The 18888-nt window shown below is 70.4% G+C and carries 18 protein-coding genes; 14 read left to right on the top strand and 4 right to left on the bottom strand.

Annotated elements, in window-relative coordinates; all coding sequences use genetic code 11:
• The first annotated feature begins 79 nt into the window (after positions 1 to 79).
• The 3 genes from ACFQUV_RS15830 (at position 80) to trmB (ending at position 2813) form a co-directional block, all read left to right on the top strand.
• Positions 80 to 517, top strand: coding sequence for a helix-turn-helix domain-containing protein (locus ACFQUV_RS15830; protein ID WP_129608622.1), 438 nt, complete (start codon positions 80 to 82; stop codon positions 515 to 517).
• 244 nt (positions 518 to 761) lie between these two features.
• Positions 762 to 1955: a methionine adenosyltransferase gene (gene metK / locus ACFQUV_RS15825; RefSeq protein ID WP_111387741.1), complete on the top strand. Its 1194-nt coding sequence runs from the start codon at positions 762 to 764 to the stop codon at positions 1953 to 1955.
• Between the two features lie 90 nt (positions 1956 to 2045).
• Entirely contained in the window at positions 2046 to 2813 is a 768-nt protein-coding gene (gene trmB, locus ACFQUV_RS15820) for a tRNA (guanosine(46)-N7)-methyltransferase TrmB (RefSeq protein ID WP_129608611.1), read from the top strand.
• 13 nt (positions 2814 to 2826) lie between these two features.
• Here trmB and ACFQUV_RS15815 read toward each other — a convergent pair whose 3' ends face one another.
• Positions 2827 to 3486, bottom strand: a complete 660-nt coding sequence (locus ACFQUV_RS15815) for a 2-hydroxychromene-2-carboxylate isomerase (RefSeq protein ID WP_129608610.1) — start codon at positions 3484 to 3486, stop codon at positions 2827 to 2829.
• A gap of 558 nt (positions 3487 to 4044) precedes the next feature.
• On the opposite strand from ACFQUV_RS15815, the gene rimP reads away from it, so the two are divergent.
• The 8 genes from rimP (at position 4045) to pnp (ending at position 14430) form a co-directional block, all read left to right on the top strand.
• Positions 4045 to 4698 carry a ribosome maturation factor RimP gene (gene rimP, locus ACFQUV_RS15810; protein ID WP_244601531.1) on the top strand — a complete coding sequence of 218 codons (654 nt, stop codon included), beginning with the start codon at positions 4045 to 4047 and terminating at the stop codon, positions 4696 to 4698.
• A 3-nt stretch (positions 4699 to 4701) separates the two neighbouring features.
• Positions 4702 to 6366 carry a transcription termination factor NusA gene (nusA, locus tag ACFQUV_RS15805; RefSeq protein ID WP_129608609.1) on the top strand — a complete coding sequence of 555 codons (1665 nt, stop codon included), beginning with the start codon at positions 4702 to 4704 and terminating at the stop codon, positions 6364 to 6366.
• A gap of 20 nt (positions 6367 to 6386) precedes the next feature.
• Positions 6387 to 7094, top strand: coding sequence for an RNA-binding protein (locus ACFQUV_RS15800; RefSeq protein WP_129608608.1), 708 nt, complete (start codon positions 6387 to 6389; stop codon positions 7092 to 7094).
• Entirely contained in the window at positions 7094 to 9820 is a 2727-nt protein-coding gene (gene infB, locus ACFQUV_RS15795) for a translation initiation factor IF-2 (RefSeq protein ID WP_129608607.1), read from the top strand. Before ACFQUV_RS15800 ends, infB begins: the two co-directional genes overlap by 1 nt.
• Before the next feature lie 187 nt (positions 9821 to 10007).
• Positions 10008 to 10436: a 30S ribosome-binding factor RbfA gene (gene rbfA / locus ACFQUV_RS15790; protein ID WP_111388430.1), complete on the top strand. Its 429-nt coding sequence runs from the start codon at positions 10008 to 10010 to the stop codon at positions 10434 to 10436.
• Between the two features lie 67 nt (positions 10437 to 10503).
• Positions 10504 to 11529 (top strand): tRNA pseudouridine(55) synthase TruB, encoded by a 1026-nt coding sequence (truB, locus tag ACFQUV_RS15785; protein ID WP_244601530.1) that lies wholly within the window; start codon positions 10504 to 10506, stop codon positions 11527 to 11529.
• Between the two features lie 3 nt (positions 11530 to 11532).
• Positions 11533 to 11802, top strand: a complete 270-nt coding sequence (gene rpsO / locus ACFQUV_RS15780; protein WP_111388427.1) for a 30S ribosomal protein S15 — start codon at positions 11533 to 11535, stop codon at positions 11800 to 11802.
• Positions 11803 to 12264: 462 nt separating this feature from the next.
• Positions 12265 to 14430, top strand: coding sequence for a polyribonucleotide nucleotidyltransferase (gene pnp / locus ACFQUV_RS15775; RefSeq protein ID WP_129608605.1), 2166 nt, complete (start codon positions 12265 to 12267; stop codon positions 14428 to 14430).
• 99 nt (positions 14431 to 14529) lie between these two features.
• On the opposite strand, the gene ACFQUV_RS15770 is transcribed toward pnp, so the two are convergent.
• Positions 14530 to 14922 carry a rhodanese-like domain-containing protein gene (locus ACFQUV_RS15770; RefSeq protein WP_129608604.1) on the bottom strand — a complete coding sequence of 131 codons (393 nt, stop codon included), beginning with the start codon at positions 14920 to 14922 and terminating at the stop codon, positions 14530 to 14532.
• A gap of 159 nt (positions 14923 to 15081) precedes the next feature.
• On the opposite strand from ACFQUV_RS15770, the gene ACFQUV_RS15765 reads away from it, so the two are divergent.
• Complete coding sequence (locus tag ACFQUV_RS15765) at positions 15082 to 15291, top strand: hypothetical protein (protein WP_111385976.1); 210 nt, start codon at positions 15082 to 15084, stop codon at positions 15289 to 15291.
• On the opposite strand, the gene ACFQUV_RS15760 is transcribed toward ACFQUV_RS15765, so the two are convergent.
• A complete protein-coding gene (locus ACFQUV_RS15760; RefSeq protein WP_129608603.1) occupies positions 15282 to 15467 on the bottom strand; it encodes a hypothetical protein in 186 nt (61 codons plus the stop codon). The genes ACFQUV_RS15765 and ACFQUV_RS15760 overlap by 10 nt on opposite strands.
• A 173-nt stretch (positions 15468 to 15640) precedes the next feature.
• On the opposite strand from ACFQUV_RS15760, the gene ACFQUV_RS15755 reads away from it, so the two are divergent.
• A complete protein-coding gene (locus ACFQUV_RS15755; RefSeq protein WP_111385978.1) occupies positions 15641 to 15838 on the top strand; it encodes a hypothetical protein in 198 nt (65 codons plus the stop codon).
• A gap of 34 nt (positions 15839 to 15872) precedes the next feature.
• Here ACFQUV_RS15755 and ACFQUV_RS15750 read toward each other — a convergent pair whose 3' ends face one another.
• Entirely contained in the window at positions 15873 to 16988 is a 1116-nt protein-coding gene (locus ACFQUV_RS15750; RefSeq protein ID WP_129608602.1) for a pyridoxal phosphate-dependent aminotransferase, read from the bottom strand.
• Positions 16989 to 17615: 627 nt separating this feature from the next.
• On the opposite strand from ACFQUV_RS15750, the gene ACFQUV_RS15745 reads away from it, so the two are divergent.
• Positions 17616 to 18794 carry an ABC transporter substrate-binding protein gene (locus tag ACFQUV_RS15745; protein ID WP_165363844.1) on the top strand — a complete coding sequence of 393 codons (1179 nt, stop codon included), beginning with the start codon at positions 17616 to 17618 and terminating at the stop codon, positions 18792 to 18794.
• The last annotated feature ends 94 nt before the right edge of the window (positions 18795 to 18888 follow it).

The raw sequence follows: 18888 nt of genomic DNA, 5'->3' as shown, positions 1-18888 counted from the left end.
ATGCAATCCTGTGATTGCATCGCGTGACAATTCGGAACAGAAGGTTGGTCGGCGGGGATACGAGGAGAGAGTGAAAATGATGGCCAAGAAGGCTCCGAACCCCATCGACAAACATGTCGGGAGCCGCGTCCGCATGCGCCGGATGATGCTGGGGATGAGCCAAGAGAAGCTCGGGGATGCACTGAGCCTGACGTTCCAGCAAGTGCAGAAGTACGAGAAGGGCACCAACCGCATCGGCGCCAGCCGCTTGCAGCAGATCGCCCACATTCTCCAGGTGCCGGTCGCGTTCTTCTTCGAAGGCGCTCCCGATCTCGGGGACGGTACGCCGACCAACGGCCTCGGCGAGGCTCCGTCGCCGGCCTACATCTCCGACTTCCTCGCCACCTCGGACGGCCTCGCGCTGACCAAGGCCTTCATGCGCATCCAGGACGCCAAGCTGCGCCGGCGCATCGTCGACCTGGTCGAGCACATCGCCGGGGAGCCGGTCGAGAACGGCAACGGCGGCGCCGGGCACTGACGGCCCGTCGACGGCCTCCACACGAGACATCAGCCCGACAAGTCGGCAGGCGCGCCCCCGGGGCGCGCCGTTCTCGTTTTCGGGCCACCGCCACCGACCCGGGTACGCCAGCGACGCGCCCGGCGGCGGTTTCGAGGGGCGCACCGGCGCCCCTCGCGCACTTGACCCGGCAGAGTGACACTGCAATTAGAAGCGCCAAATTTGGATGACGCGGAGGTCCGCGTCCCGGGCTGGAGTGTCGAACGTGTCCCGCGCGAGCTACCTTTTTACCAGCGAATCCGTTTCCGAAGGCCACCCCGACAAGGTTTGCGACCGCATTTCCGACGAGATCGTCGATCTGTTTTTCCGCGAGGGCCCGGCCGCCGGCATCGACCCCTGGCAGCTCCGCGTCGCCTGCGAGACCATGGCCACCACCAACCAGGTGGTGATCGCCGGCGAGACCCGCGGCCCGCGCTCGATCACGCCCGACCTCGTCAGCCACGTCGCCCGTCTCGCTATCCGAGACATCGGCTACGAGCAGGACGGCTTCCACTGGGAGCATGCCGACATCAAGGTGCTGCTGCATCCGCAGTCGGCCGACATCGCCCAGGGCGTCGACGCCGGCGGCAACAAGGACGAGGGCGCCGGCGACCAGGGCATCATGTTCGGCTATGCGTGCCGCGAGACGCCCGAGCTGATGCCGGCGCCGCTCTATTATGCGCACCGCATTCTCAAGCTGATGTCGGAGGCGCGCCGCTCCGGCGAGACCGCCGCGCTCGGCCCGGATGCCAAGAGCCAGGTGACCGTCCGCTACGAGAACGGCAAGCCCGTCGAGGTCACCCAGATCGTCGTCTCCACCCAGCATCTCGACGAGAAGCTGACCTCCCACGACATCAAGGCGATCGTCGAGCCCTACGTCGCCAAGGCGCTGCCCTCCGGCTGGATCACCAAGCAGACCGCCTGGCACGTCAACCCGACCGGCAAGTTCGTCATCGGCGGCCCGGACGGTGATTGCGGCCTCACCGGCCGCAAGATCATCGTCGACACCTATGGCGGCGCGGCCCCGCACGGCGGCGGCGCGTTCTCGGGCAAGGACCCCACCAAGGTGGACCGCTCGGCCGCCTATGCGGCCCGCTATCTCGCCAAGAACGTGGTGGCGGCCGGCGTCGCCGAGCGCTGCACTATCCAGCTCGCCTACGCGATCGGCGTGTCGAAGCCGCTCGCCCTCTATGTCGACTTGCACGGCACTGGCCAAGTCGCCGAGGCCAAGGTCGAGAAGGCGCTGGCCGAGGTGATGGACCTCACCCCGCGCGGCATCCGCGAGCATCTCGGCCTCAACCGGCCGATCTACGCCCGCACCGCCGCCTACGGCCATTTCGGCCGCGCCCCGGAGGCCGACGGCGGCTTCTCGTGGGAGAAGGTCGACCTCGCCGACGCCATCAAGAACGCGGTCGGCTGATCCTGCGCTCCGGCGCCGCCGTGCGCCGGCCCACCTGTTCCACAGCCGGCGAAGCCTCGCTTCGTCGGCTGTTTCGTCTGCCGTGACGCGATGACGCCGGACACCAAAGACACGGACCCCGACGACGCGAGCCGCGAAGGGACGGGCCGCGACATTCCGCTCCCCGACGCCAGGCCGCCGCGCGCCTTCTTCGGGCGCCGCAAGGGGCACCCGCTGCGGCGCCATCACGGCGACCTAGTGGCGACCCTGCTGCCCCGCCTCGCCCTCGACCTGGCCGCACCGCCGCCGGTGCCGCTGGCTGCGCTGTTCGCGACCCCGGTCGCCCGAGTACGGATGGAGATCGGCTTCGGCGGCGGCGAGCATCTGGTGGCGCAGGCCGCGGCGGAGCCGGACGCCGGCTTCATCGGCTGCGAGCCCTTCGTCAACGGCATGGCGCAGGCCCTCGCCCTGATCGAGGCGAAGGCGCTCGGCAACATCCGCCTCCATCACGGCGACGCCACCGAGGTGCTGGCCTGGCTGCCGGACGCGGCGCTGACCCGCCTCGACCTGCTCTATCCCGACCCGTGGCCCAAGCGCCGGCACTGGAAGCGCCGCTTCGTGCAGGACGACAGCGTCGCGGCGCTCGCCCGGGTGCTGGCCGACGGCGGCGAGTTCCGCTTCGCCACCGACTGGTCCGACTACGCGGCGTGGACGCTGGAGCGCCTGCTCCGCTCGCCCGCCTTCGCATGGACCGCCGAACGGGCCGACGACTGGCGACGGCCGTGGGCCGGCTGGACCCGCACCCGCTACGAGGCCAAGGCGGTGCGCGAGGGCCGCACGCCCTGCTACCTGATCTTCCGGCGGGTGGCGCGCGGCTGACGCCGGCGCCTCCTCACGCCGTCCGCTTCGCCCAGGCCAGCGCCTGCTCCAGCCGATCGTTGCCCCAGAACAGCTCGCCCCCGGCGGTGACGAAGCTCGGCGACCCGAAGATGTCGCGGCGCGCCGCCTCCTCGGTCTCCTGACGCAGCTTCGCCTTGATGGCAGCGGAGCCCGCCGCCGTCAGCACCGGACCCGGGTCGACGCCGAGACTAGCCAGGATGTCGGCCAGGACGGCCGCATCGGCTACGTCTCGCCCCTCGCCGAACGCCGCCCGGTAGACGGCGACGCAGAACGCCTCGCCCCAGCCGGCCGCCCGCTTCCCCTGGTCGGCCGCCGCGCCGAGGCCGACCAGCGCCACCCGGGCGGCCAGCATCGTGTGGGCCGGAAACACCGGCGGGCGGGTGAGCGGGAGACCGAGATCGGCGCAGACGCGGGCAAGGTCGCGCCACATGTAGCGGCCTTTCGCCGGATAGAGATTGAACGGCGAGGTGTCCCAGCCCTGGGCCTTGAAGATCGGCCCGAGCAGGAGCGGCCGGAAGCGCAGCTCCACCCCTGCCGCGGCCGCGAGCGGCCCGATCCGCACCACCGCCGGATACGAGTAGGTCGAGGCGAACTCGAACCAGACGTCCAGGACGGGCGCCGCATCGGGCGTCTCGCTGCCTGCCTCCGCCATGCCGGCTGCCCTTTCTCCGTGCGAGCACAATCTCATTGCCCGGTAGCATGAAACGCGACCGGACGCCGGCTGCCTATGACGGCAGATGGCCCCTCGGGGGAAGCCCTGCCGGAATCGCCCTATTCGCCTGGATGCTGCCGGTTCCTCTTGCGATATCGGCGGTCTTCGCTATATTCCGCCGTGTCTGAGGACACCTCATAACGGTCGGATCACCGAACGGTTCGTGAGAGTGGGGCCCGCCCGGGACCCGCTCTTTTTTGTTACTTGCGGCGCCGCGCGGCCCCTTTGCCGGCCGTTGTCGGCGCGACACGCCTCCCGGGCAAGATGTCGCGAGGACCGGCTGGCCGGCACATGACGGGGACGAGACGCAGCGTGGCGAAGGATGCCGTGACGACCGGGCGCGACCGCACCAAGCGCAGCACGACGCCGCGCGGCGATACGCAGCCTGCCGTGACACCGGATGCCGCCTTTGCTCCCGATCATCTCCCGCCGGATCTCCCGGCGCCCGACCTCACCCCTCTTCTTCCGGCCCTCGACGTCGCGTCCGACGAGCCGCGCCTGATCGTCGAGACCGGCCTCTCCGCCCGGGTTGCCGCGGTGGTGGAGCCGGTGCTGGCCGCCCTCGGCTACCGCCTGGTGCGCGTCAAGGTGTCCGGGCAGGACGGCGGCACCGTGCAGGTGATGGCCGAGCGGCCCGACGGCACCATGCAGATCGAGGACTGCGAGCTGGTGTCGCGGACGCTGTCGCCGGTGATGGACGAGACCGATCCGATCGAGAGCGCCTACCGGCTGGAGATCTCCTCGCCCGGCATCGATCGGCCGCTGGTGCGGCTGGGTGACTTCGCCCGGGCCGAAGGCCACCTTGCCAAGATCGAGATGGCGGTGCCGGCGGCGGGCCGGAAGCGCTTCAAGGGCATCCTCGCCGGGGTGGACGGACGCGCCGCGCGTCTCCACATCGAGGGCAGCGACGGCACCGTCCAGGAGGTGCTGCTGCCGATCGAGGACATGCACGACGCCAAGCTGATGCTCACCGACGCCCTGGTGGCGGAGGCGCTGCGGCGCGGCAAGGCGGAAGACAAGGAGGCGCGCCGAGAGCGGGCGGCGCGCCGCAAGGATCGCATCGCGTCCCGCAAGTCGACTCACGGCAATTCGATCAACGACGGACGGGGCAGCGCGCGCGAGCCGGCCCCGCCGCGTTCCGACGGAGACTGATCCATGGCTGTCGTCAGCGCCAACAAGCTCGAGCTCCTCCAGATCGCGGACGCCGTCGCGCGCGAGAAGTCGATCGACCGGACCATCGTGATCCAGGCCATGGAGGACGCGATCGCCAAGGCGGCGCGCTCCCGCTACGGCAGCGAGACCGACGTCCACGCCGAGATCGATCCGAAGAAGGGCGAGCTGCGCCTCTCCCGCCACATGCTGGTGGTCGAGACGGTGGAGAATCCCGCCAACCAGATCAGCCTCGACGACGCGAGGAAGCACAATCCCGCCGCCCAGGTCGGCGACACCATCGCGGACACCCTGCCGCCGCTCGAATACGGGCGCATCGCCGCCCAGTCGGCCAAGCAGGTGATCGTGCAGAAGGTGCGCGAGGCCGAGCGCGACCGTCAGTACCAGGAGTACAAGGACCGCATCGGCGACATCGTCAACGGCATCGTCAAGCGGGTCGAGTACGGCAACGTCGTCGTCGATCTCGGCCGCGGCGAGGCGATCGTGCGCCGCGACGAGATGCTGCCGCGCGAGGTGTTCCGCAACGGCGACCGCATCCGCGCCTACATCTACGACGTCCGCCGCGAGCCGCGCGGGCCGCAGATCTTCCTGTCGCGCACCCATCCGCAGTTCATGGCCAAGCTGTTCGCCCAGGAAGTGCCGGAGATCTACGACGGCATCGTCGAGGTGAAGGCGGTGGCGCGCGATCCGGGCTCGCGGGCCAAGATCGCGGTGATCTCGCGCGACCAGTCGGTCGACCCGGTCGGTGCCTGCGTCGGCATGCGCGGCTCGCGCGTGCAGGCGGTGGTGAACGAGCTTCAGGGCGAGAAGATCGACATCATCCCGTGGTCGCCCGACATCGCCACCTTCGTGGTCAATGCGCTCGCCCCCGCCGAGGTCGCCAAGGTGGTGCTCGACGAGGACAAGGAGCGCATCGCCGTGGTGGTGCCGGACCAGCAGCTCTCGCTGGCCATCGGCCGCCGCGGCCAGAACGTCCGCCTCGCCTCGCAGCTCACCGGCTGGGACATCGACATCCTCACCGAGCAGGAGGAGTCGGAGCGCCGCCAGGCCGACTTCGAGAAGCGCTCGAAGCTGTTCATGGAGGCGCTGAACGTCGACGAGGTGGTCGGCCAGCTGCTCGCCTCGGAAGGCTTCGGCTCGGTCGAGGACCTCGCCGTCGTCGACGAGAAGGAGCTCGCCGGAATCGAGGGCTTCGACGAGGAGACCGCCCAGGAGTTGCAGACCCGCGCCCGCGAGTACCTGGCTCAGATCGAGGCCGAGTACGACGAGAAGCGCCGCGCCCTCGGCGTCGAGGACGCCTTGCGCGAGGTGCCGGGCGTCACCGGCCGGATGCTGGTCGCCTTCGGCGAGAACGGCATCAAGACGGTCGAGGACCTGGCCGGCTGCGCCACCGACGACCTCGCCGGCTGGACCGAGCGCAAGGACGGCGAGACCAAGCGCGAGGCCGGCATTCTCGACGGCCTGGAGCTGTCCCGCGACGACTGCGAGGCGATCGTCATGCAGGCGCGCCTGAAGGCCGGCTGGATCAGCGAGGAGGATCTCGCCCGCCCCGAGGAGGAGACCGAGGAGCTCGCCGAGGACGAGGGTGAGGGCGAGGGCGACCCCGACGGCGAGGCCACGGCGGAAGGCGCCGGGACGGCGCCGGCCTGACGAGGAGAACCCCGATCGCGATGCTGGCCCGGATGGAGGACGACACCACCCTGCTGGACGCGGGACCGCGGCACACCGCGGCACCGCGCGAGCGGCTGTGCGTCGCCACCCGGACGGTGAAGCCCGAGGCGGAGATGATCCGCTTCGTCGCCGGCCCGGACGGCCGCGTGGTGCCCGACATCAAGCGCAAGCTGCCGGGACGCGGCGCCTGGGTGACGGCCGGGCGCGGCGCGCTCGCCGCCGCCATCAAGCAGCGCGCTTTCGAGCGCGCCTTCAAGGGCAAGGCCACGGTCGGCCCCGACCTCGCCGACGACACCGAGCGGCTGCTCGGCCGGGCCGTGCTGGATGCCCTGGCGATCGCCGGCAAGGCCGGCACCGTGGTGGCCGGCTACACCAAGGTGGAGGCCGCGCTCGCCGCCGGCACCCCGATCGGCCTCGTCCGGGCCCACGATGCGAGCCCGGACGGGGTCCGCAAGATCACCGCGGCGGCCGAGCGTCGGCCGAACGCCGGTGAGCGTCCGCTTCCTGTGATCGGTTCGTTCGAATCCGTCGAATTGGATTTGGCACTGGGGCGGACAAATGTGATACATGCTGCACTCCTGCCCGGGCGCGCGAGCGAAGCGGTCCTGGGGCGTTGGCGCATGCTCGAACTGTTCCGAACAGGTGCTCCCGAAGGCGCGGGACCACAGGCAGAGGGCCGTCGTACCGGCCCCATACTAGGATCGTAATGACTGATACCAAGAACCCCGGCGAGAAGACGTTGACGGTTGCACAGCCCAAGACGCTGTCGCTCAAGCGCAGCGGCGTCGAGCAGGGGGTTGTGCGCCAGAGCTTCAGCCACGGCCGCACCAAGGCGGTGGTGGTCGAAAAGGTGAAGCGCCGCGCCCACGGTCCCGAGCAGAAGTCCGAGCCGACGCCGCAGCAGGCGAGCCAGGCGCCCGCCCGCCCGCAGCCGCCGCGCCCGCCGGCCGGCGGCGGTGGCGGCGGCCAGCGACCCGCGGGCGGCGCTCAGCGCCCGGCCGGCGGTCCCGGCCAGCGTCCGGGCGGCCGTCCGTCCGGCGTCGTCCTGCGCACCCTCACCGAGGAGGAGCGGTCGGCCCGCGCGCTGGCGCTCGCCGACGCCAAGGTCCGCGAGGCCGAGGAGCGCAAGATCGCCGAGGAGGAGGCCCGCCGCCGCAAGGAGCGCGAGGCCGCCGAGCGCGCCGAGCGCGAGGCCGCCGAGGCGCGCAAGCGCGAGGAAGAGGACCGCCGCCGCGTCGAGGACGAGGCCAAGCGCAAGGCCGAGCAGGAGGCCAAGAAGCGGTTCGGCGACGACGAGGCCGCCAAGACGGCGGCGCCCGCCGCGGCCCGGCCCGCCAAGCCGGCCGGCACTCAGCCGGCCCCGACCGCCGGTGCCCGCACGGCGACGCCTGCGGCAGGTGCCCGCACCGCCACCCCGGCGCCCGGCGCCCGTACGGCGACGCCCGAGCCGGAGGAGGACGAGCGTCGCCCGGTGCGCCGCAGCGGTGCCGGCCCGGCCCGCCCGGCCCCGGCGCCGAAGCCCGCCAAGGCCGCCCCTCAGAAGAGCCGTGGCCGTTTGACCGTGGTGACGGCGCTCGACGCCGGCGAGGAGCGCGAGCGGTCCGTCGCCGCGTTCCGCCGCCGCGTGCAGCGCCTGAAGGGCCACGCATCGAACGAGCCGAAGGAAAAGCTCGTGCGTGAAGTGACGATTCCCGAGGCCATCACCATCCAGGAGCTCGCCAACCGCATGGCGGAGCGGGCCGTGGACGTGATCAAGCTGCTGATGAAGCAGGGCCAGATGGCGAAGATCACCGACACGATCGACGCCGACACCGCCCAGCTGATCGCCGAGGAGCTCGGCCACACGGTCAAGCGGGTGTCCGAGGCCGACGTCGAGGAAGGTCTGTTCGATGTCGCCGACGCGCCCGAGGATCTGGTGCAGCGGCCCCCGGTGGTCACCATCATGGGCCACGTCGACCACGGCAAGACGTCGCTGCTCGACGCCATCCGCAAGACCAACGTGGTCGGCGGCGAGGCCGGCGGCATCACCCAGCACATCGGCGCCTATCAGGTGAAGTCGCCGTCCGGCGACAAGATCACCTTCATCGACACGCCCGGCCACGCCGCCTTCACGGCGATGCGCGCCCGCGGCGCCCGGGTGACCGACGTGGTGGTGCTGGTGGTCGCGGCGGACGACGGCGTGATGCCGCAGACCGTCGAGGCGATCCAGCACGCCAAGGCCGCCAATGTGCCGATGATCGTCGCCATCAACAAGATCGACAAGCCCGACGCCAAGCCGGAGCGGGTGCGCACCGAGCTCTTGCAGCACGAGGTGCAGGTCGAGAGCTTCGGCGGCGAGACCATCGAGATCGAGGTCTCGGCCAAGCAGAAGACCAATCTCGACAAGCTGCTCGACATGATCGGGTTGCAGGCGGAGATCCTCGAGCTGAGGGCCAACCCGAATCGCGCGGCCGAAGGCACCGTGATCGAGGCCAAGCTCGACCGCGGCCGCGGCCCGGTGGCGACCGTGCTGGTCCAGCGCGGCACCCTGAAGGTCGGCGACATCGTGGTGGCCGGCGCCGAATGGGGCCGTGTGCGCGCCCTCGTCTCCGACACCGGCGCGTCCATCGACTCGGCCGGCCCGTCGGTGCCGGTGGAGGTGCTCGGCTTCAACGGCACACCCGAGGCGGGCGACCGACTCGCGGTGGTCGAGAACGAGAGCCGGGCCCGCGAGGTGACCGACTATCGCTCGCATCAGAAGCGGGAGAAGCAGGCGGCCCGGGCGAGCGGCATGCGCGGCTCGCTCGAGCAGATGATGAGCCAGCTCAAGACCTCCGGCCGCAAGGAATTCCCGCTGCTGATCAAGGCGGACGTCCAGGGCTCGGTCGAGGCGATCGTCGGGGCGCTCGAGAAGCTCGGCACCGACGAGGTGGCGGCTCGGGTGATCCTGTCGGGCGTCGGCGGCATCACCGAGTCGGACGTGACGCTGGCGGAAGCCTCCGGCACCGCCATCATCGGTTTCAACGTCCGCGCCCACAAGGAGGCCCGCGAGGCCGCCGAGCGGCTCGGCATCGAGATCCGCTACTACAACATCATCTACGACCTGGTCGACGACGTGAAGAAGGCCATGTCGGGCCTGCTGCCGCCGACGACGCGGGAGACCATGCTTGGAAATGCCCAGATCCAGCAGGTCTTCAACATCACCAAGGTCGGCAAGGTGGCGGGCTGCAAGGTCACCGACGGGGTCGTCCAGCGCGGCGCCAATGTCCGGCTGATCCGCGACAACGTCGTCATCCACGAGGGCAAGCTCTCGCAGCTCAAGCACCTCAAGGACGACGTCCGCGAGGTCACGTCCGGCCACGAGTGCGGCATGTCGTTCGAGAACTACCAGGACATGCGGGTCGGCGACGTCATCGAGTGCTACCGCGTCGAGACGGTGCAGCGCAGCCTGTAGGTCTCTTCATCGTCGATCGGGCGTGCCCGGCTGTTCCAGCCGGGCACGCTGCACCATATCCGATGTCGTGGACGACGGCGCGTCCGCCCGCCCGCCTGCCTTGCGCGCGGGACCGGCCCGACCCGTCGAAAGCCCGCGAGAAACCGCCGGCGCGAGGTTCGACCCCACGCCACTGGCAAAGAAGAACATGGCCAAGCATCACCACCACCGTGACCAGGGCGCCGGCCCGTCGCAGCGTGCGCTGCGCGCCGGCGAGCTGGTGCGCCACGCCGTCGCCGAGATCCTCTCTCGTGGCGACGTGCACGACCCCGTCCTCGAGACCCATCTGATCACTGTGCCCGAGGTGCGGATGACGCCCGACCTCCGGCTCGCCACCATCTACGTCATGCCGCTCGGCGGCCAGGACGAGAAGGCGGTGCTCGATGCGCTGGAGCGCAACAAGCGCTTCCTGCGCGGCGAGATCGCCCACCGGGTGAACCTCAAATACGCACCCGACATCCGTTTCCGCATCGACGACCGCTTCGCCGAGGCCGCTCGCATCGACGGCCTGCTGCGCTCGCCCTCGGTGCGGCGCGACGTCGAGGCGGCCAAGACCGACGAGACCGATGATGACTAGCGCGCCCCGTCCGACCGATCTTCCGTTGTCCGCCCCGTCCCCCGGCGGGACCGAGGGGGCGCCGGCCATCGCCCCCGATGGCTCGCGCGAGGGCGCGCCGGAGGACGCCCGGCCGCGCCGCGACCGCGGCCCGCAGAAGAAGCGCGACAAGCGCGACGTCCATGGCTGGCTGGTGCTCGACAAGCCGGTCGGCATGACCTCGACCCATGCGGTCGCGGTCGCCAAGCGGCTGTTCTCGGCCAAGCGGGCCGGCCATGCCGGCACCCTCGATCCGCTCGCCTCCGGCTGCCTGCCGATCGCCCTCGGCGAGGCCACCAAGACCGTCATGTTCGTGATGGACGGCCGCAAGCGCTACGAGTTCACGGTGCGCTGGGGCGAGGAACGCGACACCGACGACGCCGAGGGCCGGGTGGTGGCCGAGAGCGAGCAGCGGCCGACCGCCGAGACCATCCGGGCGCTGCTGCCGCGCTTCACCGGCACCATCGAGCAGGTCCCGCCGCGCTACTCGGCCGTCAAGATCGCCGGCGAGCGCGCCTACGACATCGCCCGCGACGGCGAGACCGTGGAGCTGGAGGCCCGCCCGGTGGAGATCCACCGACTGGAGCTGATCGACACCCCGGACCGCGACCACGCCGTGTTCGCGGCCGAATGCGGCAAGGGCACCTATGTGCGGGCGATCGCCCGCGACATGGGCCGGCTGATCGGCTGCTTCGGCCACGTCTCGGCGCTGCGCCGCACCGCGGTCGGCCCCTTCGCGGCCGCCGACATGATTCCGCTGGCGGACTTGCAGGCGGTATGCGATAGAGCGGCGGTTGGCGAGGCTCACCTCGCCGACGCGCTTCTGCCCGTCTCGACCGCGCTGGACGACATCCCGGCGCTGGCCGTTAGTCGGGCGGACGCGGCCAGGCTCCAGCGGGGCCAGGCCGTTCTGGTGCGCGGGCGGGACGCCCCCATCGTCCGCGGCACGGTCTGTGTCACGGTCGCCGGCCAGCTCCTGGCCCTGGCCGACATGGATCGCGGCGAGATCGTCCCCAAGCGCGTGTTCAACCTCGCCGGCCTGCACGGCAGAGCCGGCCGACAGCAGGGTATCTGACCGATGTCGATCACGACGGGCCGCAAGGCCGAGCTGATCACCACCTATGGGACGAAGGCCGGCGACACGGGCTCGCCGGAGGTGCAGATCGCGATCCTCTCCGAGCGTATCGCCAACCTCACCGAGCACTTCAAGACCCACACCAAGGACAACCACTCCCGGCGCGGCCTGCTCAAGCTGGTGTCGCAGCGGCGTCAGCTGCTCGACTACCTGAAGCGGACCGAGGAGAGCCGCTACCGCGCCATCATCGAAAAGCTCGGCATCCGCCGCTGAGCGACCGGCGCGGGCCACGCCCGCGCCGACCTGCGGCGAGGCGGTCGCCTCGCCGCGACGACGACGGCTCTCGGCCGGACGTCCGAGGACGGGACCGTCACCATGGCGGAACCGCCATGCGACGAGACCGCCATACGACGGGACCGTCGAGCAGGCGACCGAAAGGTCCGGAGCGCAACGAATCCGCGTCGGATGAATCCGCATCGGATTTGGCGGCAGTGGCGCTCCGGCGGCGGGACGAACGGTCCTACGGCCGCGCCCGTCTGTGGCGACCACCGTCGCCGAGCGGCGGCTCGACGCCGCCGACCGAGCCGGGTCCACACGACCCGGCGCATGCTGGAGATCGCCATGGCAGGATCGCCGGACGCTGTCGCAGCCCGCTCGCCCGAGCGCGCGGCAGCCTCTCGCCGTCTTGCTCATGGCTGTCCGAGGCACCCCCTGGAACCATGAGAGATATCGCACATGTTCGACAAGCATAGCGTGGAGATCGACTGGGCCGGCCGCAAGCTCGTGCTGGAAACCGGCCGCATCGCCCGGCAGGCCGACGGCGCCGTGCTCGCCACCTACGGCGAGACCACCGTGCTCGCCACCGTGGTGGCCGAGAAGACGCCCCGCCCCGGCATCGACTTCATGCCGCTGACCGTCAACTACCAGGAGAAGACCTACGCGGCGGGCCGCATCCCCGGCGGCTTCTTCAAGCGCGAGGGCCGCCCGAGCGAGAAGGAGACGCTGGTCTCTCGCCTGATCGACCGGCCGATCCGCCCGCTGTTCGCCGACGGCTGGCGCAACGACACCCAGGTGATCATCACCACCCTGTCGCACGACCTGGAGAACGACCCCGACATCGTCGCCATGGTGGCGGCCTCGGCGGCGCTCACCATCTCGGGCATCCCCTTCATGGGTCCGGTCGGCGCGGCGCGCGTCAGCTTCATCAACGGCGAGTTCGTGCTCAACCCGCAGCTCGACGAGATGACCGAGAGCCAGCTCGACCTCGTCGTCGCCGGCACCCAGGACGCCGTCCTGATGGTCGAGTCCGAGGCCAAGGAGCTGCCCGAGGAGGTGATGCTCGGCGCCGTGATGTTCGGCCACCGGCACTTCCAGCCGGTCATCCAGGCGATCATCGATCTCGCCGAGAAGTGCGCCAAGGAGCCGCGCGAGCTCGTCACCGTCGACAACACGGAGATCGAGAAGGAGATGCTCGGCGTCGTCGAGCAGGATCTGCGCGCCGCCTATGCGATCCCGCAGAAGCAGGAGCGCCACAAGGCGGTCGACGCCGCCAAGGCCAAGGTGAAGGCGCACTTCTTCCCCGCCGGCGAGACGCCGCGGTTCGACGAGCTGCGCGTCATGGGCGTGTTCAAGGACCTCGAGGCCAAGATCGTCCGCTGGAACATCCTCGACACCGGCCGCCGCATCGACGGCCGCGACGTGAAGACCGTGCGCCCGATCGTCGCCGAGGTCGGCGTGCTGCCGCGCACCCACGGCTCGGCGCTGTTCACCCGCGGCGAGACGCAGGCGCTCGTCGTCGCGACGCTCGGCACCGGCGAGGACGAGCAGTTCATCGACGCGCTGGAGGGGACCTACAAGGAAACCTTCATGCTGCACTACAACTTCCCGCCGTTCTCGGTGGGTGAGACGGGCCGCATGGGCTCGCCCGGCCGGCGCGAGATCGGCCACGGCAAGCTGGCGTGGCGCTCGATCCATCCGATGCTGCCGCTGCACCACGAGTTCCCGTACACGATCCGCGTCGTCTCCGAGATCACCGAGTCGAACGGCTCGTCCTCGATGGCGACGGTGTGCGGCACCTCGCTCGCCCTGATGGACGCCGGCGTGCCGCTGCGCTCGCCGACCGCCGGCATCGCCATGGGCCTGATCCTGGAGGGCGAGCGCTTCGCGGTGCTCACCGACATCCTCGGCGACGAGGACCATCTCGGCGACATGGACTTCAAGGTGGCCGGCACCGAGAAGGGCGTCACCTCGCTCCAGATGGACATCAAGATCGCCGGCATCACCGAGGAGATCATGCGGGTCGCCCTCGGCCAGGCGAAGGACGGCCGCATCCACATCCTCGGCGAGATGTCGAAGGCGCTCACCTCGGCCCGCGCCCAGCTCGGCGAGCACGCGCCGCGCATCGAGATGTTCTCGATTCCCGTGGACAAGATCCGCGAGGTGATCGGCTCCGGCGGCAAGGTGATCCGCGAGATCGTCGAGAAGACCGGCGCCAAGATCGACATCCAGGACGACGGCACCGTCAAGGTCGCCTCCGCCAACGCCGAGTCGATCCGCTCGGCCATCAACTGGATCAAGTCGATCGCCTCCGAGCCGGAGATCGGCCAGATCTACGAGGGCACCGTCGTCAAGGTGATGGACTTCGGCGCCTTCGTGAACTTCTTCGGCTCCAAGGACGGCCTCGTCCACATCAGCCAGCTCGCCTCGCGTCGTGTCCAGAAGGTCACCGAGGTGGTCAAGGAAGGCGACAAGGTGAAGGTGAAGCTCCTGGGCTTCGACGAGCGCGGCAAGGTCCGCCTGTCGATGCGGGTGGTCGACCAGGAGACCGGCGAGGACCTAGAGGCCAAGCAGAAGGCCGAGGGCCACAAGGACGGCGAGCAGCCGCGCGAGGCCGGCGCGTAATCGCGACGGCTTGCGACAAAGCAAACAAGACCAGGTCCAAACGCGACAGGGCGGCCCACGGGCCGCCCTGTTTCGTTTCAGGCGCTGGTCGATCTCGGATCACATGCCCGGGTCGAGCGGCTGCTCGACGGCGCCGCCGCTCTCGGCCCAGTCCTTGAAGGCGCCGAGATTGAACACCTGGGTGTACCCCATCTCCTTGAGGGTCTTGGCGGCGAGCGCCGAGCGGCCCCCCGAGGCGCAATAGACGATCACCGGCTTGGCCTTGTCGAACGCCTTGTCGTGGTAGGGCGACTCGGGATCGGCGCGGAACTCCAGCATGCCGCGGGAGACGTGGACGGCACCGGCGACCTTGCCGCTCTTGCTCAGCTCGGGGGCGTCGCGCACGTCCACCACCAGCGCGCCGGCCGCCATCATGTCGCGTGCCTCGGCCGGCGAAATCGTCCGCACCTCGGCCTTGGCCGTGGCCAGCATGTCTTTGAGGCTCTTCGCCATTTCGTTCTCCTCTGGCGTCGTCTGACGCCCCGACGGCTGTAGCGCCGGCCCGCCCGCCGCGCAACCCGCCGGCCGGACCCCGCGCGACGCCTCGCCCGACCTCCCCAAGAGTCGATTTCGAGTCTTTTCCGTTACGTTACTGTCGGGTTAACGTGAGCCATGGCCACCGAGAAAGCCGAGACCGACCGAATTCCCGTCACCCTGGCGCTGTCGACCATCGGCTACATGGAGCGGCTGGTGCGGCAGGGCACCCACGGCACCAGCGTGCCCGGGGTCGCCCGCACCCTGATCGAGGAAGGCATTCGCAACGCTATCAAGGATGGCCTGCTGTCGATCCGCGACATCCCGCGCAACAACCATCACGACTGAGCGGGCGCCGGCTCCAGCCGACCGCTCGGCCCGGCGATCCACCAGCCGGCGAGACCCGCGACAGCCCCCGCCGCGATGGCGCCGAGGTCCGGCACCAGGACGGCGGCGTCCGCGGTCCACGGCATCGCGCCGGCCCACAGCAGAGCGAACACCAGCGCGGACGATCGGCGAAGCATGGGGGGGCTCCTTGCGGCGACCCCACCGTCATGCCCGACCGTGCCGGCGCGAACCGTGAGGTGCCTCACACGCCCCGCGGCGGACCGTCATCATTTCGGCACGACTATTGCTTAATGGAAGCTTACCTGACGGACGCCAACCCGGTCGAGCCGAAGAAAGACGACACCGCACCATGACGAGCCAGAGCCACCACCATCCGGCGGGCACGACCGGCCCCGGAGCCCACCCGGCGCTCGCCGGGGCCGAGCGGGCGCGTGTGCGCGCCGCCATGCGCGAGCTGCTGCTGCATCTCGCCCGCACGCTTCCGGCGCAGGACCGACGGAGCCGGCCGGGCGGGCGCGGCGTGCGCCGACCCGACACGGAGCTCTGAAGCGGCCGCGGCGCGGCGCCGGGATCGGTCGGGGTCAGCCGGACGCGGCCGCCGTGGCGGCGGAGAGCGCCGCCGGCCATTCCTGCTCCAGCACGTCGAGCTCCTCGGGCCGCCCGCAGCCGACCCGGATGCAGCGATCGAGGGGCGCCACGCCCGGCATGCGGACGAACACGTCGCGCGCCAGCAGCGCGTCGAGCACGCGGCGCGCATGAGCGCCGTCACGGCCGCAATCGACGGTGACGAAGTTGGTGGCGGAGGGCAGCGGCAGGAGCCCGTTGGCCCGAGCGAGCGCCGCGATCCGCGACCGCGCCGCCGACACCGCGGCACGCACCCGCACCAGATGATCGCCATCGCCGAGCGCCGCCAGCGCTCCCGCCTGGCCGATGCGGTTGACGCCGAAATGGTTGCGGATCTTGTCGAAGGCGGCGATCACGGCCGGCGCTCCGACCGCGAACCCGACCCGGATTCCGGCGAGCCCGTGGGCCTTCGAGAAGGTCCGCAGTCGCAGCACCCGCGGATCGTCGGGAGCGAGCCGCGGCGACACCCCGGCGGGCGCGAACTCCGCATACGCCTCGTCGAGCAGCAGCAGCGTGTGGGTCGGCAGCGCCGCCACCAGCTCGGCCACCGCCTCGGCCGACCACCAGGTGCCCATCGGGTTGTCGGGATTGGCGAAGTAGACGAGCGGCGCGCCGGTGCGGCGCACCGCGGCGAGCAGCGCCTCGGGGTCCTCGCGGTCGTCGTGGTACGGCACGGTGACGAGCCGGCCACCGAATCCGGCGACGTGATACGCGAAGGTCGGGTAGGCGCCGAGCGAGGTGACCACCGGGGTCCCGGGCTCCACCACGAGCCGCACCACCAGCCCGAGCAGGCCGTCGATCCCCTCGCCCACCATCACATGGGCAGGCGTGACCCCATGGGCCGCCGCCAGCGCGTGGCGGAGATCGTGGCTCTCGGGATCGCAGTACTTCCATGCCTCGGCGGCAGCCGCCGCCATGGCGGCGACGGCCATCGGCGAGGCCCCGAAGCCGTTCTCGTTGGCGCCGATGCGGGCACGGAACGGACGGCCGCGGACGCGCTCCTGTGCTTCCGGTCCGACGAACGGCACGGTGGCGGGCAGGCTGTCGACGAGGGCGGTGAAGCGGGCCGGCATGGCGACATATTCCGGAACGAAGCACGACGATCGAGCCGTGTGTGCGCCGCCGCGCGGGCCGGCGCAAACGCTTTCGTGCGACGCCAGCCGTGAGCCGGGATCGGCCGTGCGCCAGCGGCATGGTGTCGCCGCGGCGCCGCAAGACCGACGGCGCATGACACGGCCGCGACAACCGCAACAATCGGCGATCCGTGCGCATGCCGCAGCGCAGCGTCGAGTGCGCGTTCGCGCCGGCATCGATCGGCACGGGCTTGGTGAGGCGAGTCGCGACGGAGGCGCCGTGCCACATTCCGCAGTGCACATCAGACCCGTGACACGACCAAACAATATGCAACAATGCCGGGAGATCGCCTCTGTTTAGTTCTTGCGCGCCCCGGCGGAGTTGATACCGTTCGTATGCTAACGATCTCGCCGGGCCGAGCGGCGTGATCGGTGCCGATGCGACGCCGCATCGCGCATCGTGACAGACGATCTGCGCGCGACGGCATGACGGCGAGCGATCTCGGCCGAGCGACGAATATCTGACCGACGAGTATCTGATCCGACGAGTTTCCGATTCGACGAGTTCCTGTTCCGACCAGACGAAGAGAGGAACCCCCCGCCGTGTCGCCAACCGCCACCCGCCGCCTGCTGGTCGCCGCCGCCTTCGCCCTGGCGCTGCCGGCTCCGCTGCTCGCCGCCGAGATCAAGATCGGCGAGATCAACAGCTACTCGGGCCTGCCCGCCTTCACCGAGCCGTACCGCAAGGGATGGCAGCTCGCCGTCGAGGAGATCAACGCCAAGGGCGGCATCAACGGCGACAAGCTGGTGGTGATCTCCAAGGACGATGCCGGCAAGCCGGCCGACGCGGTGACGGCGGCCAACGAGCTGGTGTCGCGCGAGGGCGTCGTCATGCTCACCGGCGCGTTCTTCTCCCATGTCGGCCTCGCGCTCTCGGACTTCGCCGCGCAGAAGAAGATGTTCTTCCTGGCCGGCGAGCCGCTCACCGACGCCATCGTGTGGTCGAAGGGCAATCGCTACACCTTCCGGCTGCGTCCCTCCAATTACATGCAGGCCGCCATGCTGGCCGAGGAGGCCGCCAAGCTGCCGGCGAAGCGCTGGGCTACGGTCGCGCCCAATTACGAGTACGGCCAATCGGCGGTGGCGGTGTTCAAGCAGCTCCTCTCGGCCAAGCGTCCCGACATCGAATGGGTCGGCGAGCAGTGGCCGCCGCAGGGCAAGATCGACGCCGGCGCCGTGGCCGAAGCGCTCGCCGCCACCAAGCCGGAGGCCATCCTCAACGTCACCTTCGGCCCCGACCTCGTGAAGTTCGTGCGCGAGGGCAACACCCGCGGGCTGTTCCAGGGCCGCTCGGTGGTGAGCTTCCTGACCGGCGAGCCCGAATACATCGATCCGCTCAAGGCCGAGACGCCGGAGGGCTGGATCGTCACCGGCTATCCGTGGAACGGCGTCGGGACACCCGAGCACGACGCCTTCCTGAAAGCCTATCAGGCCAAGTTCAACGACTATCCGCGGCTCGGCTCGATCGTCGGCTACGCCCTGATGAAGTCGGTGGCCGCCATTCTCACCAAGGCCGGCTCGACCGACACCGACAAGCTAATCGAGGCGGCGCGCGGCATCGGCGTCGACACGCCGTTCGGCCCGATCGTGTTCCGCGCCATCGACCATCAGGCGACGCTCGGCGCCTTCGTGGGCAAGACCGCCGTCAAGGACGGCAAGGGCGTGATGGTCGATTTCGTCTATCGTGACGGCGCCAAGTATCTGCCGAGCGACGACGAGGTGAAGAAGATGCGGCCGCAGAACTGACGCGGCGCGCCATCCCGTCCGCATCCCCGCCCTCCGCGCCGCCGCGCCGCGGCACGGGGGCATCCGGGCGACACGGAGATGCGACCGGGCCCGC

It is taken from the genome of Rhodoplanes sp. P11 (assembly GCF_964266735.1).
Classification (GTDB): Bacteria; Pseudomonadota; Alphaproteobacteria; order Rhizobiales; family Xanthobacteraceae; genus Rhodoplanes; species Rhodoplanes serenus.
The sequence above is the reverse complement of the archived record's forward strand: the minus strand, read 5'-3'. Positions and strand labels throughout refer to the sequence as shown.

Bases quoted from the DNA above. Each gene is read 5' to 3' on its own strand.
- ACFQUV_RS15830 (WP_129608622.1), top strand. From the start codon at position 80: ATGGCCAAGAAGGCTCCGAACCCCATCGACAAACATGTCGGGAGCCGC.
- trmB (WP_129608611.1), top strand. From the start codon at position 2,046: ATGACGCCGGACACCAAAGACACGGACCCCGACGACGCGAGCCGCGAA.
- ACFQUV_RS15815 (WP_129608610.1), bottom strand. From the start codon at position 3,486: ATGGCGGAGGCAGGCAGCGAGACGCCCGATGCGGCGCCCGTCCTGGAC.
- nusA (WP_129608609.1), top strand. From the start codon at position 4,702: ATGGCTGTCGTCAGCGCCAACAAGCTCGAGCTCCTCCAGATCGCGGAC.
- ACFQUV_RS15800 (WP_129608608.1), top strand. From the start codon at position 6,387: ATGCTGGCCCGGATGGAGGACGACACCACCCTGCTGGACGCGGGACCG.
- infB (WP_129608607.1), top strand. From the start codon at position 7,094: ATGACTGATACCAAGAACCCCGGCGAGAAGACGTTGACGGTTGCACAG.
- rbfA (WP_111388430.1), top strand. From the start codon at position 10,008: ATGGCCAAGCATCACCACCACCGTGACCAGGGCGCCGGCCCGTCGCAG.
- rpsO (WP_111388427.1), top strand. From the start codon at position 11,533: ATGTCGATCACGACGGGCCGCAAGGCCGAGCTGATCACCACCTATGGG.
- pnp (WP_129608605.1), top strand. From the start codon at position 12,265: ATGTTCGACAAGCATAGCGTGGAGATCGACTGGGCCGGCCGCAAGCTC.
- ACFQUV_RS15770 (WP_129608604.1), bottom strand. From the start codon at position 14,922: ATGGCGAAGAGCCTCAAAGACATGCTGGCCACGGCCAAGGCCGAGGTG.
- ACFQUV_RS15765 (WP_111385976.1), top strand. From the start codon at position 15,082: ATGGCCACCGAGAAAGCCGAGACCGACCGAATTCCCGTCACCCTGGCG.
- ACFQUV_RS15760 (WP_129608603.1), bottom strand. From the start codon at position 15,467: ATGCTTCGCCGATCGTCCGCGCTGGTGTTCGCTCTGCTGTGGGCCGGC.
- ACFQUV_RS15755 (WP_111385978.1), top strand. From the start codon at position 15,641: ATGACGAGCCAGAGCCACCACCATCCGGCGGGCACGACCGGCCCCGGA.
- ACFQUV_RS15750 (WP_129608602.1), bottom strand. From the start codon at position 16,988: ATGCCGGCCCGCTTCACCGCCCTCGTCGACAGCCTGCCCGCCACCGTG.